This window comes from Luteibacter aegosomatis (genome assembly GCF_023078455.1).
Lineage (GTDB): Bacteria > Pseudomonadota > Gammaproteobacteria > Xanthomonadales > Rhodanobacteraceae > Luteibacter > Luteibacter aegosomatis.
Genome location: NZ_CP095740.1, coordinates 2233472 through 2247047, shown reverse-complemented (window position 1 = coordinate 2247047; position 13576 = coordinate 2233472). Strand labels below are relative to the sequence as shown.

The window sequence follows — 13576 nt, the reverse complement described above, 5'->3', positions numbered from 1 at the left end:
CCGGCGCCCCTGCCCGTGTTTTTTCAGTACTGGTAGATCAGCTGGAAACCCGTCGTGGGTTGCTCGGTGTCGAACGCCCGCGGCGCATGCAGGCGCCGTCCGATGAAGAGATCCCAGCTCAGTCCCACGTAGCTGCCCCGAAGGCCCAGCACGCCGCCCGTCAGTTGCCGATGCCCGGCCTGTGTCGACGGACCCGATACGTGACCCACGTCGATGCCGAGATACGGCGCGAACATGCCCAGCGGAAGCGTGAGCGTGTTGCGCAGGTAAGCGCCGCGCTCGCCGGCCAGCGTCTGCTCGCCGTCGAAACCGCGAACCGTGTAGCGGCCGCCGAGCGTGATGAGCTCGGCTGCCGGCAGGTGGTCGGTGGAACGCTGCATGCGCAGGCTGCTGTCCCAGATCGCCTGGCGCCCGGCCAGCGTGAGCGGCTTGCTGATGGAGAGATCGAGCGTGGTCAATCCATACCGGTTGGTCGGATAACCGACCTCGGGGTCGTATCCGGCCCACTGGCTGCCGAACCATGGCGTGCCGCGCTGGTAACCCAGGCGGGCGTCGATCTGCGCCTGGCCGATGTAATGACGATGCACGAGCGCGAGTTCGGCACTGGCGACGCGCTGCCGCTGGATGCCCACTTCCACGCCCTGGATGTAGCTGTGGGCGCTGCGCGCGGCCAGCCGCGCCTCGATCGACGTCTTGCTCGACGTGCCGCGGGTGAGGAGCCGCTGCACGGTGACGTCGCTGGACGTGGAGTTGCCGGTCGAACGGAAACGGCTGTCGAAGCCCTCCACCCACTGCCGGTACCGGTACGTCGACACGCTGCCGCTGAACGTCCACCATCCCCACGGCACGCTATAGGATGCGTTTTCGCTGAACGTGCTGCCGCCATCCGGATGGGTGAACAGCGCATGGCCCGCACCGATCGAGAAGATGTCGTTCCAACCCAGCGGGTTGTCGAACGATACGTTGAGGTTGCCCTGGTAGGTGCCCGTGCCCTTGAGGCCCGAGTCGCTGACGTCGGTTTCCACGTGCCAGCGCCGCGCGGTATGCACCGTGAGCACCACGTCGGACTCGCCCACCTTCTCACCGGGCGCGATGTCCATCGAGACGTCCTGCGACGGCACGCGCTTGAGCTGCTCCAGGCCCTGTTCGACGGCGTGCAGGTTGAGCAGGTCGCCCTCGCGGATGGGGAAGGCCGCGCGCCAATCGAGTGCGGGCGAGCCCGGCGCGAAGCGGACATGCCGCAGCGTGCCCGGCACGAGCAGCATGCGAAGCTCGCCGCTGGAGATGTCCTGCGCCGGCACGCCGATGCGCGTGGTGACGAAACCGCGGGCGATCACGAGGTTGGACAATCGACGCTGCAGGGTCTCCAGGCCTTCGCGACCCACGCATTGCCCGACGAAGCGATCGAGATACCGCTGTGCCCAGGCGAAATCGCCCACGCGCTCGCCCTCGAGCCGCAGGCTGCGCAACGTGAAGCACGGTGTTTCGCTGGGCAACGGCGCATCCAGCCGCTCGACCTGCGTCGGCGGCGTCCCCTGGAACGGCGCCTGCTGGCGCTGCTCTTCCCTTTGCTCGAGCTGCTGTGCGCGACGCAGCTGCTCCTGTTTGTCCAACGTCGACTGCTGCGCGGGCGCCATACCGCTGGCACCGATCGCAAGCAGGGAAATCAGCCCGTGTGCCGTTGTGCGCCAACGGCCTTCCCCTGTAAACCTCATGCGTTGCACTACTCCACGACCGTCCTGGTTATGGCACGCGGGAACCCGTCTCGAGTGGCCGCGCCCGGTTCTCGAAGTACGTTTTCGGCAGGATTCGCAGGAACTTTAGGAGCGATTTTCGTAAGGACTTACTCACCCCGAAAGGGGCGCGAAATCGGCAGCCGCCGTGACTTTTCCCACCGGGAAGGTATAGGCTCCGACCCCATGCCAGGCCCGGTGCGGCCATGTCGCGGCACCATGTTTTCAGGGGTGGGTGGTTTGAATTTGCGCAGCAACCGGTTCGCGATTCCCTTCGGCGATCACATCGCCGTCGTCGTGGCGTTCGCCCTGGTCTACTACCTGTTCAACCTGGTCATGTTCGACCATTGGAACCTTATGTCGGGGCTGCGCCTCAGTTGCCTTCTGCTGGTGCCGCGTCGGTATTGGCTGGCGCTGGCGATCGGCGAAACGCTTCCCGTACTCGAAAAAATCATCTCGCATGCGCAGGTGTTCGGCATGCCGTGGGCGATCGGAGCATCGATTCCCTTCATCGTCGTTTGCATGCCCTTCTTCACCGCGGTCGTCAGACGCATGCCCCTGCGCGACACCGACGGCAACCTGCGCATCACCACGGTGCTGGGCCTCAACGTCGCGCTGTCCGTGATCATGACGCTATGGACATTGACGATCGGGTTTCTGGGGTATGCGTCGCATCCCGATCCCGTGCAAGCCTGGTGGGCTTCCGTCGGCACCTTCACCCCTTCCTTCATCATCAGCCACTACCTCGGCACGCTCACGGTGGTCCCCATCGTCGTGGTCATGCACGAATACCTGCGTCGCCGTCGGCGCACCTCCCACTGGTGGCCGTTGCTGCACGAAGCGTTCCTGCTCGTCATCCCTTACCTCGCCATCGTGGTCGCCACGGCGCGCACCGATACCTTCGCCGCATGCGCTTTTGTCCAGCTGGCCATCGTCCTGCCCCTCATCGCGTTGACCATGCACCATGGAAAGCGGGGCGCCGCCCTGGGATCCTTACTGTCGAGCGTTGCGATGACCTGCGCGTTCACCACCGAGCTCGCCCCCGCCACGGTAGGCGCCGAGGCGTTGGTGGCCGTGGTCATCACCGCGGCCCTGTTCTCGACCCGGCCGTTCCGGACGGTTCGCACGTTCGGCGGATTCCCGGTGATACAAGCTCGCCTCGATAGGGTCTCGTTCTTCGTTGAAAGACGCCTCGCCCGGATCCTGGTGGGCATACGGCGGCGTCGTTTCGTGATCACCGTTCAACAGGCGGATCGGACTTGCGTAGCAGACCTCGACTGATTCCATCGATAGAATGACTGAGCCATTCACCAGGCGACGCCGCGTCGCTTTCCGCGACCAACTCGTGGTGGTGGCGGCCTACGTGGCGATCTACCATCTGCTTGAGCCGTTCTCGGTATCGCAGTGGGTCATACCTTCCGCTATCCGCGTCGGTGCCCTCCTGCTTGTGCCGCGCAGGTATTGGTTTGCGCTCGTGGTGGCGGACACCCTCGCCCTGCTCGACAAGAACCTGGTCAACGCGCACCGATTCGGCCTGCCGTGGGCGCTGACCTCCTCATTTCCTTTCATCCTGATCTGCATGACCGTTTTCAGGGTCGTGACCAGACACATGCCCTTGCATGACTCCAAGGGCGATATGCGCATGACCACGGCCCTCGTGCTTGCTCTGGCCTGCTCCGTCGTCACCCCGATCTTTACCGCCGCAGCCGCGTTCGTCGCCTACCTGTCATATCCGGACCCTCTGTACGCGTGGTCGACGGATGCCATGACGGGTTATCCCCTTTTTGTCTTCGCATATTACCTAGGTACGCTCACTATCGTTCCCCTCGCGCTGGTGCTGCGCGAGTACATTCGCCACCGGCGGCGCAAGATCCAATGGCTACCATTGATACTTGATGCCGTATTCCTGGTGGTTCCATACCTGTCGATCATCGTCGCCGGAGCGAGCACCGAAATGCCCGCAGGGAGCGTCTTCGCCCAGCTGGCCATCACCCTGCCAGTCATTTCCATGACCGCGGCCCATGGGAAACGGGGTGCTTCCGTAGGCGGTCCGCTCTCGATCATCGCCATGGTCGTGACATTCACCAACGACACCGATCCGCGGACGCTCGGCGCCGAAGGATTCCTCGCACTCGTCATCACGGCCGCCCTGGTCTCGACCGAGCCTTCCCGTCCCGTTCGCACATTCAGTGCCCATCCGGAAATCCGGGTCAGGTTCGACCGTGCAAGCTTTTACTTCGAGCGGGGCGTCGCCACGGTATGGACTCGCCTTCGACGCTCGACCGAATCACCTTGAGTACGATGCGATGAACGACACGACATCTGGATACGTGATCGAATCGACGGGCAGGCGATTCCGGATTCCCTTCGGTGACCATCTTTCGGTGGTCGCCGCTTACGCCCTGATCTACCAAGCGCTGTATCTCTTCATGGCATCGCACTGGGTCATCACCGAGGGCCTCCGTCTCAGTTGCCTACTTCTCGTACCGCGACGATATTGGCCCGCGTTGGCGGTGGGAGAGTTGATCCCCGTCCTGTGGAAGACCATCTCCCACGCGCAGAAGTTCGGCACGCTGTGGGCCGTGACGTCCTCGTATCCGTTCATCGTTACATCCATGCTCATCGTCACCCTCATGCTCAGGCGCATGTCCCTGCATGACCGGAAAAACAACGTAAGTGTCGACTTCTTACTTGCCGTGGCACTCGTTTCTTCCCTTGTACGCGCGATCCAGGTCAATCTGCTCTCGTTTCCCGGATACCTCTCCTATCCCGAGCCGGTGCAGGCTTGGGGACAGTCGATCATTCCTGAAACCCTCTCTTTCGTCATCGGCAGCTATCTCGGTGCGCTGACCAGCGCGCCCCTGGTGTTGGTGCTGCATGGATATTTGCGCAAGTCCTGGCGGGGTTTTCCATGGCGCCCGCTATTGCACGACGCCCTCCTGCTCGTCGCTCCGTACTTGACGATCGTGGTGGCTGCGTCAAGGATCGACACGCCCGAAGCTCGAACCTTCGCCCAACTGGCGGTCATCGTGCCCGTCGTTTCCATGACCGCAAGCCACGGCAGGCCGGGCGTAGCGGCCGGAGCTCTACTCTCCAGCATTGCGATGCACTGCATTTTCGACAAGACCCTGGACCCCGTGACGATGCGCGCCGAAGGCATGCTCGCCCTGGTCATCACCGGCGCCCTGGTGGCCACGCGCCCGTCCCGGCCGATACGCACCTTCCGCTCGTACTCGCCGTTATGGCTTCGAAACAAGCGGACGTTCTCCTATTTCGAACGCGGACTTGGCTGGGCGCGGAGGTTCCGGAAAATCGGCGCGGGAGGCGCCGTCTTGAGCGTACTCCTTGTTGTTGTCGCCGCGACCTGCATGGTCGACCCCACCGGCGACCCTGCGACGCTCTACGCGCAAACCTTCCTCACTGTCGGTATCTCCGCCGCATGGATTGTCGTGAAGCCCGTACGCGGGAACGCACGCCTGGCACAATGCGAACCCGGCCGGTCGGCACGTATTCGGCACGCTCCGCAACGAGCTTAGTGTTTCATCCGCAACCTTTCCCATGCCTGCGAATGAGTACCAGTAAGCACTTCAGGCAGCAGTTCGCGGCGAAGGGATGCGTTCGCCCGCCTCACTGAGGCAGACTTGCCAATTGACGGTCGCCGATTCCTCCCTGCCCACGGTACGGGAGAACACCCGAAAGCAGGGTCATTCACCGAATGGATGCGGAGGTGGGAGTGGAAGGGGTCAATGCCAACAGGGTTCATCTTGGGCATCATCTGGCCGTAGCGGCGGCCTATGCCGCGTGTTACGAGCTCGCGAAGCATTTTTCGTTCTCGCACTGGATCCTGATGTCCGGGCTTCGTCTCGCGTGCCTGCTGCTGGTGCCACGGAAGTTCTGGCCGGCTCTCGTGGTGGGCGAGGCGCTTCCCGTCATCGAATCCGCTGTTCTGTGCATTCCCGACTTCGGCGTGACGTGGGGTGCGTACTATTCCGTTCCGTCGATCCTGCTATGCATGCCGGTCATATCCGTGCTGCTTCGACGCATGCCGCTTTACGGATCGGACGGGGCCCCAAGGATGCCGACCATCCTCGTGGCCACCCTGAGCTGCGCACTGGTGACGGCGTTGCACAGCGATATAGGGGTACTGATCGCCTACTTGGGTCGCCAAGATACGATAGGTGTGTGGCTCGACGAGGCCGTGCCGGACTTCATGGCTTACCTGCTCGGCAACTATCTCGGCGCGTTGACCCTGACCCCGGTCGTGCTGGCGTTGCGCCAAGGCGTCGACGTGAAAGGGATTCGACTGCGGGATGCGCTTCAGCATCCCATGTTCAGGGACATCGTGTTGGTCGCGGTACCTTGCATCGCCATACTTACCGTCATGGCGCGCACCGATGCCCCCACGATTCGCGAGGTCGCCAGGCTTGCCCTGGTGCTCCCGGTCGTCGCCGCCACGGCACGCCATGGATGGACCGGCGGCGCCGTGGCCGGCATGCTCAGCAGCATCGCCATGGCCTGCACGACGACGGTGCTGCTCGACCCGGCGGTAATTCGCGCCCAGGTCGTCCTCGCGCTAGCCATCTCGGGTGCGCTGGTCGCAGGCGTCCGGGTGACGCGGCGCGCCATCCGGACGCTGTAGATCACTTACTGAATTTAATGTTGCATTCGCGGGGGATGCATCCACCATTGTCACCATCGGCCTGAACGGTCACCGGCGATTGCCCGGTCATCGCATACCAAAGCTGATCCCAAAACGACATCGAGCCATCCGCAGCCGATGCCGGGAGCGATGCGGCGCCGACGAGTGCTGCAAGAGTCAAACGAGTGACACGTTTCATGACGATCCTTCCTTAGGTTGAACGGAACCGCGACCCAGCGAGCGGTCGCGGCGGTCATGCCCCAACCGCGGATGCCGATCCGGGTCGGAGCGTCTCGCCAGGCGAGACCCCGATCATCTCACCACCCAGGGCGAGCAGCTTCTACCCGGACGGCACGTTTGGGTCGGGAAAACGTTTTCGTCTTCAATTTCCGCAAGATGCCTGGCGTTCTCCACCACCATAACGGTTCACCCTAACGGGGTAATCCCGCACGCAAGGCAGGCGTTATGAAAAAACAAGATCCGTTTATGATTTTCACTTGTTTTCACCAGTAAACATCAAATTCATTGACAACGTTGTCACCGACGGGAAAAACTCGGGTCGTTTTCGCGCAATGCGAGCGGCCGGAAGTACGGGACGTCGAATGGGGAAGTTCGTCAATCAGTCGGTCGTTGCGTCCTCCACGCAGGCCGCACGACCGATCCTCGCAGCCGATGTCGGCGGCACCCACGCCCGCATCGCGCTGGTGGCGAACGACAGCGACGGCAACGTACGGGTGCTCTGCCACCACCGTTACGTCGGTGCCGAATGGCCCAGCCTCGCCGCGATCCTCGACCACTTCCTCGCCGCCCAGTCGCACGTCGCCCCGTGGGGCATCGAACGTTGCGCCATCGCCATCGCCGGCTTCGTGCTCGGCGACAACGTCACCAACGGCAACCTGCCCTGGCGCGTGTCGCTGTCGGACATCCGCTCGGTGCTCCACACCGACGCGCTCGACGTGGTGAACGACTTCGAAGCCGTCGCCTACGCCAGCCAGTTCGTCGACCGTGCCGAGGCCACCACCATCCTCCCCGGCGCCGTCGGCGACCACCGCGCACCGGTCGTCGTCATGGGCCCGGGCACCGGACTGGGCTCGGCCGTGCTGCTACCGGGTTCGCCCCACGCACAGGTGCTCTCCACGGAAGCAGGCCAGATCGCGCTCGCGCCGGGCGACGAACTCGAAGTCGAGATCCTGCGCATCCTCTCGCGCACGCGTCCCTACGTTTCCTGCGAAGCGATCCTCTCCGGTCCGGGCCTGCTCAATACCTATCGCGCCGTCGCCGAATTGAAAGGCAGCGAAGCCACCTGGACGACGCCCGGCGCCGTGAGCGCGGCCGGCATCGCCGGTACCGATCCGGTTGCACGTATCGCGCTGGACGTGTTCTGTGCCGTCCTCGGCGGATTCGCCGGCGACCTGGCCATGCTTTACGGCGCACGCGGCGGCCTGTTCCTCGCCGGCGGCATCCTGCCGCAAATGCGCGAATTCATCCTTTCCAGCCGTTTCGCCGAACGCTTCTTCAACAAGGGCGTGATGCGCCCGTTCCTGGAGCAGGTGCCCGTCTGGCTCGTCGATCACGGGCATCTCGGTGTCGTCGGCGCGGCCACGCTGCATGCCAGGGCGCGCGTGGGCGTCGGTCCCTGACCCATCCACCGAAGGCGGCGTCCGCGATGGCATGCCGCTTTTTTCGTTGTTGCCGGGCCCAGCGCAGCGAACGTCGAGCGGGCCTGAACGGGGAGTCGTCAACATGAGCAGTTCGAACGGAGGCGGTCGTGCGGGGGCACGCACCATGGGTATCCACCTCGGCGCCCGGTTCGCGCGTCGCATGCTGGCGGCGTCGGTCCTGCTGGCCTGCGCGCAGGGCGTCATGGCGCAATCGCTGACCGGTGGCCTGTACGGTCACGAGTCGGCGGGCGACGGCGTCATCGTGCGCGTCTCCAGCCGCGCCACCGGCTTCACCAAAGACGTGGCACCGGATGCCAATGGCCGCTATGCATTGGCGGGACTGAATCCAGGCGATTACCAGGTAAGCCTCGTCCGGGGCAGCGAGACGCTAAGCCAGCAGGACGTGACGGTCAATCCCAACCGCAGCGCGGCCGTGCCCGACCTCGGCGGCACCGCGGCAGCGGCGACCGCCGCTCCGGCCGGCACCGAAGACCTGGGCGGCGTACGGGTTTCCGCCACGGCCATGGCGACCGACGTCACGCCGATCGACGTCAGCACCCCCGAGCTGAGCACCAGCTACAACTACAGGCTGATCGATGCCCTGCCCGTCGATCGCAGCCCGGAAAGCATCGCCCGCCTGGATTCCAGCGTGCGTTTCGACCAGCACAACACCGGCTTCGTTTCCATCGGCGGCGCAAGCCCGGCCGAGAACCGTTACTACTACAACGAATTCGACGTCACCAACGACAAGACCTCGCTGGGTTCGACCGAACTGCCGGCCGAGGCGATCAGCGATACCCAGCTCATCACCAGCGGCGCGGGCGCCTCGTGGACCAACGCCACCGGCGGCATCCTGTCGTCGACCATCAAACAGGGCACCAACGACTTCAAGGCCGGCTACTCGGTGTACTTCACGCCGCCGACCTCGCGCCTGCTGAACCCGCGAAGCCACAACTCGCTCAATGCCATCGGCGACTACTACGGCTATGCATCGGCCAACACGCATGACGGCCTCGCGCAGCAGTACCTTTGGGCGTCCGGCGCGCTGGTGAAGGACGAGCTGTTCTTCTTCGCCCTGCTCGGCAACGAACCCGCGAGCAAGGCCGATGCGTACAGCCAGACGCAGAAGCAGGTGTCCAGCGTCCGTGACAAGAACTACCTGCTCAACCTCACCTGGAACATCAGCAACGATCAGTCGCTGAACGTATTGGCCCACCGCGATTACAGCCAGTCCTTCAACAACTACTACCACCTCACGCGGAACTACGATCCGCAATCGGTGGGCGGCTTCTTCGGCTGGAGCCAGACGCGCACCGACAGCCGCTTCCTCATCGGCAACTACCACTGGCAGATCGACGATGACCTCTCGCTGCGCCTGATGGGCGGCTATCTCGGCTCGATCGTGTATTCGCCCAGTTCCGGCGAGCAGAACACCGAGTTCCCCTACGTCACCTCGTACGATTCGGCGACGCAGGTGCAGACCAACATCGGCCGCAACACCGCCGCTTACGTCTATTCGCCCTCGGATTACTGGCGTCGCGGCTGGAAAGGCGACCTCACCTGGCAGCTCGGCGACCACAAGCTCGTGTTCGGCGGCGAGTACTACAAGCACTCGCTCGCCAGCACGACCGATTCGGTGCCGGCCGGTTGGTACACCTATTACGACCAGCCCAACGTGACGCTGCAGAACGGTTCGATCTCGCCCGCCGACGGCCGCTACGTCAGTCAGTACGTCGACATCGAAGGCGGCTCGTTCGAAACGATCAACAAGGGCGCCTACGTCGAGGACTACTGGCAGGCGGCCAACCGCGTGCTGATCTATGGTGCCCTGCGCTGGGACAACTACATCTACAAGGACGGCGTGGGCCATCAGTTCATGCGCCTGCCCATCACCTCGCCACGCCTGGGCGTGTCCTGGGACGTCGACGGCGACAGCTCGCTGAAGGTGGGCGGCAGCCTGGGCAAGTACACGATTCCGCTACCGTCGTCCTTCAGCTTCGGCGTGGCCGAACCGCGCAGCACGTATACCAATTACTACACCTATACCGGCGTCGATCCGAATACCCAGGCGCCGCTTGGCCTCACGCAGATCGGCAACTCCTACATCCAGAACCAGGGCGTGCCCACGCCCGCGCAGATCGCGGCGACCGACGTCAAGGCGCCCTATCAGTACGAAGCCCAGCTCTACGCGCAGAAGCAGCTCACGCCTGCGTGGTCGGGCCTCGTGCAGCTGGGTTGGGTGGACCTGCGTCGCATCGTCGAGGACACCTGTTACGGCGGCGGCGTCCAGGCCTATGCGCAAGCCCAGGGCTACGCGGGCTATCAGCAGGACAACCACACGTGCTGGCTGATCAATCCGGGCGAGGCATTCACCCTGAAGCGCGATTACGACGGCGACGGCCAGCTCGAGGCGCTACGCATTCCCGGTGGAGCGCTCGACCTGCCCAAGCCCAGGCACAAGTACTACAACCTCAAGCTCGCCCTCACCCATGCCTCCACGCCGGCCGAGCCGTACTTCCTCAACCTCAGCTACACCTATGCGCGGGAGTACGGCAACACCAACGGCCTCATCGACGAGGAGCGCCGCAGCGCGGGCTGGATCGGCCAGACCCAGGCCTTCAACTATCCCGCCCTGGAATACGGCGGCAACGGCGACCTGGCCGGCGATATCCGTCACAGCCTCACGGCCACCGGCACCTATGACTTCGCCAACGGCCTGTCGCTGGGCGGGGTTTTCAGCGCGCACACCGGGGCGCCGACCAGTTGCCTGGGCACGGTACCGGACAAGGACGATCCCGCGTTCAACGCGCCGCAGTCGTCGCATTACTGCGACGGCGTGGTGCGCAAGCAAGGTGACGACCGCCGCCTGCCGTTCTTCTGGCAACTCGACCTCTCCGCCACCTATCGCTGGAAGATCGACCAGGACAACGACCTGAGCCTTCAGCTGAGGATGACCAACGTCACCAATCGCCAGGGCACGATCGACATCAACCAGGTCTATGACACCGGTACGCTCAACGACGACAATTCGGCGATCCGGAGCGTGAACTACCATGCCGCCACCTGGCAGCTACCGCGCACGACGAGCATGGTGCTCCGCTACACGTTCCAGTAAGGACCGAACCGATGATCCACGGCATGAAAACCCTGCGCCTCGCCGCCGCCCTGCTGCTGGGCGGCGGCATCGTCCACGCCGAGACGCCGTTGCCGCTGATTCCGATGCCCGTCGAGGCACGGCCCATGCAGGGAACGCTGGCGATCGACACGCACACCGTCATCGCGTTCGTGCCCGGCGACACCGCGGCCGAAGCTGCCGCGAACCACTTCGCCGCCGAATTGCGTCGCAGCCGCGGTCTCGCCCTGGCGGTAAGCGCGTCGGCACACGCACCGCGTGGTGCCATCGTATTCGCCACCGATCCGAAAAACCCGGTGGACGAGCGCGAGGGCTACACGCTCGATGTCGACGGCAACGGTGTCCGCGTCGCCGCGCGCGATGGCGCAGGCCTGTTCTACGGCGCCGTCACGCTCTGGCAGCTCGCCAGCGCCGACGGCAGGCAGGGCGGCACCGCGATACCCGACGTGGCGATACGCGACTGGCCGCGCTTCGCCTGGCGCGGCCTGATGCTCGACGTGGCCCGCCATTTCCAGAGCGTGGCCGAGGTCGAGCAGGCCATCGATGCGATGGCCGAGCACAAGCTCAACGTGCTTCATTGGCACCTGTCCGACGACCAGGGGTGGCGCATCGAGATCAGGCGCTACCCCAACCTCACCGCCGTCGGCGGCTGGCGGACGCCGCCGGGCGCGGGGACGCACGGCGAACCCGACCGGTACGGCGGCTTCTATACCCAGCAGGAGATCCGCGACGTGGTCGCGTACGCCGCGGCGCGACACATCACCGTGGTGCCCGAGTTGGACATGCCGGGCCATGCGCAGGCTGCCGTGGCGGCCTATCCCGACATCGTCGGCGTCAACGGCGACCATCCGGCCGTTTCGGTGGATTGGGGCGTCAATCCCTACCTGTACAACGTGGACGAGAAGAGCTTCACCTTCATCGAGAACGTGCTCGACGAGGTGATGGCGCTGTTCCCCTCCACGTACATCCACCTCGGCGGCGACGAGGCGGTGAAGGATCAATGGAAGGATTCGCCCGCCGTACAGGCGAAGATGAAATCGCTGAACATCGCCAGCGAGAATGCCTTGCAGAGCTGGTTCACCGATCGCCTCGGCGACTATCTCGGCAGGCATGGACGCCGGCTCATCGGTTGGGACGAGATCCTCGAAGGAGGCCTCCCGCGCACGGCATCGGTGATGTCCTGGCGCGGCGTGCAAGGCGCCATCGACGCGGCCAGGCAAGACCACGACGTGGTGCTCGCCCCGGCCGGCTGGATGTACTTCGACAACCACCAGAGCGACCGTGCCGACGAGCCCAGCGGCCGTCTTTCCGTGCTGCCGCTGGAACGCGTCTACGGCTTCGAACCCATCGACACCTCGCTCACCCCCGAGCAGGCCAGGCATGTGCTGGGCACCGAGGCGACGCTGTGGAGCGAGCTGCTTCCGTCCGAACGGCACGTGCAGCATGCCTTGTTCCCCCGCCTCGACGCGATGGCGGAGGTCGCGTGGTCGCCCGTCGAAGCACGCGACTGGAAGAGCTTCCTGCAACGCCTCCCCGCGCAGATGCGCCGCTACGCGGCGCTCGACATCGCGGCCTCGGACACCGCCTTCGCGGCCGCCATCCATCTCGACGACGCCGTGCCGTCCATGCTGGCGTCGGGCAAGGCCACGGTGCGCCTCGACAACCAGACCGGCTTCGGCACGCTGCGTTACACCACCGACGGCAGCATGCCCACCGTCGCGTCCAACGCGTACTCGGCCCCGTTCACCGTGAGCCTGCCGGCGACGGTGCGTGCCATCGCCATCGCGCCGGACGGCACGCCGCTGGCGGCCGTACGTTCGCGCATCGTCGACCGTGACAACCTGCTCACGCGCCGCAACGGCGAATTCATGAAGTGCCCCGACGGCGGTCTCGGCCTGCGCCTGCCGTTGCTGCCCGACCTCGGCGACATGGCGGCCGCCACCTACGACGTCGACCTGTTCCACTCCTGCTGGCTGTATCCCAGGGCGCCGCTGGACGGCGTGACCCACGTTCGCGTGGAAGCCGCGCGACTGGCGCGAAACTATGGCCTAGCGCACGAGCAATCGAAGGTGGTGTCGTATCCGTCGAAGACGCCCGACGGCGAATTGGATATCCACCAGGACACCTGCGCAGGTCCGTTGCTGGCCAGCCTGCCCTTGCCGTCGGGCAAGGCACTCGGCGAACGGTTCGTGCTGGAAGGCGACCTCACCCGCGCGACCGGCCAGCACGACCTGTGCATGCGCGTGACCGCACCCATCGACGGCCCCCTCTACGGCCTCGGATCGGTCAAACTCCTGGCACCGGACGATCCGCAACCACGCAACACGCGCCCTCAGGTCGTTCCCGCGCACGCGGGAACCCAGCGCCCCAGCTCCCGATCCCCGCGATGACGTACCTACGCAAACTGATA

Annotated in this window: 9 protein-coding genes; 7 read left to right on the top strand and 2 right to left on the bottom strand. The window is 64.8% G+C overall.

All coding sequences use genetic code 11. The features are described 5' to 3' along the window. Positions 1–23 precede the first annotated feature (23 nt). Positions 24–1715, bottom strand: a complete 1692-nt coding sequence (locus L2Y94_RS10250; RefSeq protein WP_247374902.1) for a ShlB/FhaC/HecB family hemolysin secretion/activation protein — start codon at positions 1713–1715, stop codon at positions 24–26. Between the two features lie 204 nt (positions 1716–1919). Between L2Y94_RS10250 and L2Y94_RS10245 the strand changes: the two genes are divergently transcribed. The 4 genes from L2Y94_RS10245 to L2Y94_RS10230 all read left to right on the top strand — a co-directional run bounded on the left by L2Y94_RS10245 (position 1920) and on the right by L2Y94_RS10230 (position 6372). Continuing rightward, on the top strand, positions 1920–3014 hold the full coding sequence (locus L2Y94_RS10245) for an MASE1 domain-containing protein (RefSeq protein WP_247374900.1): 1095 nt from the start codon (positions 1920–1922) through the stop codon (positions 3012–3014). Between the two features lie 13 nt (positions 3015–3027). After that, the gene (locus L2Y94_RS10240) at positions 3028–4029 is read left to right on the top strand and encodes an MASE1 domain-containing protein (protein WP_247374898.1); all 1002 of its coding nucleotides are present in this window, start codon (positions 3028–3030) and stop codon (positions 4027–4029) included. A gap of 10 nt (positions 4030–4039) precedes the next feature. After that, positions 4040–5269: a hypothetical protein gene (locus L2Y94_RS10235; protein WP_247374897.1), complete on the top strand. Its 1230-nt coding sequence runs from the start codon at positions 4040–4042 to the stop codon at positions 5267–5269. 197 nt (positions 5270–5466) lie between these two features. Further along, complete coding sequence (locus tag L2Y94_RS10230) at positions 5467–6372, top strand: MASE1 domain-containing protein (protein WP_247374895.1); 906 nt, start codon at positions 5467–5469, stop codon at positions 6370–6372. Between the two features lies 1 nt (position 6373). Here the strand turns inward: L2Y94_RS10230 and L2Y94_RS10225 are convergent, their stop codons facing one another. After that, on the bottom strand, positions 6374–6571 hold the full coding sequence (locus tag L2Y94_RS10225) for a hypothetical protein (RefSeq protein WP_247374893.1): 198 nt from the start codon (positions 6569–6571) through the stop codon (positions 6374–6376). Positions 6572–6974: 403 nt separating this feature from the next. Between L2Y94_RS10225 and glk the strand changes: the two genes are divergently transcribed. The 3 genes from glk to L2Y94_RS10210 all read left to right on the top strand — a co-directional run bounded on the left by glk (position 6975) and on the right by L2Y94_RS10210 (position 13556). After that, positions 6975–8012, top strand: coding sequence for a glucokinase (glk, locus tag L2Y94_RS10220; RefSeq protein ID WP_247374891.1), 1038 nt, complete (start codon positions 6975–6977; stop codon positions 8010–8012). Positions 8013–8115: 103 nt separating this feature from the next. Beyond that, the gene (locus tag L2Y94_RS10215) at positions 8116–11148 is read left to right on the top strand and encodes a TonB-dependent receptor (protein ID WP_247374889.1); all 3033 of its coding nucleotides are present in this window, start codon (positions 8116–8118) and stop codon (positions 11146–11148) included. Positions 11149–11171: 23 nt separating this feature from the next. Further along, complete coding sequence (locus L2Y94_RS10210) at positions 11172–13556, top strand: beta-N-acetylhexosaminidase (protein WP_247374888.1); 2385 nt, start codon at positions 11172–11174, stop codon at positions 13554–13556. Positions 13557–13576: the final 20 nt, after the last annotated feature.

Bases quoted from the DNA above. Each gene is read 5' to 3' on its own strand.
- L2Y94_RS10215 (WP_247374889.1), top strand. From the start codon at position 8,116: ATGAGCAGTTCGAACGGAGGCGGTCGTGCGGGGGCACGCACCATGGGT.
- L2Y94_RS10245 (WP_247374900.1), top strand. From the start codon at position 1,920: ATGCCAGGCCCGGTGCGGCCATGTCGCGGCACCATGTTTTCAGGGGTG.
- L2Y94_RS10240 (WP_247374898.1), top strand. From the start codon at position 3,028: ATGACTGAGCCATTCACCAGGCGACGCCGCGTCGCTTTCCGCGACCAA.
- L2Y94_RS10210 (WP_247374888.1), top strand. From the start codon at position 11,172: ATGAAAACCCTGCGCCTCGCCGCCGCCCTGCTGCTGGGCGGCGGCATC.
- L2Y94_RS10250 (WP_247374902.1), bottom strand. From the start codon at position 1,715: ATGAGGTTTACAGGGGAAGGCCGTTGGCGCACAACGGCACACGGGCTG.
- L2Y94_RS10225 (WP_247374893.1), bottom strand. From the start codon at position 6,571: ATGAAACGTGTCACTCGTTTGACTCTTGCAGCACTCGTCGGCGCCGCA.
- L2Y94_RS10235 (WP_247374897.1), top strand. From the start codon at position 4,040: ATGAACGACACGACATCTGGATACGTGATCGAATCGACGGGCAGGCGA.
- glk (WP_247374891.1), top strand. From the start codon at position 6,975: ATGGGGAAGTTCGTCAATCAGTCGGTCGTTGCGTCCTCCACGCAGGCC.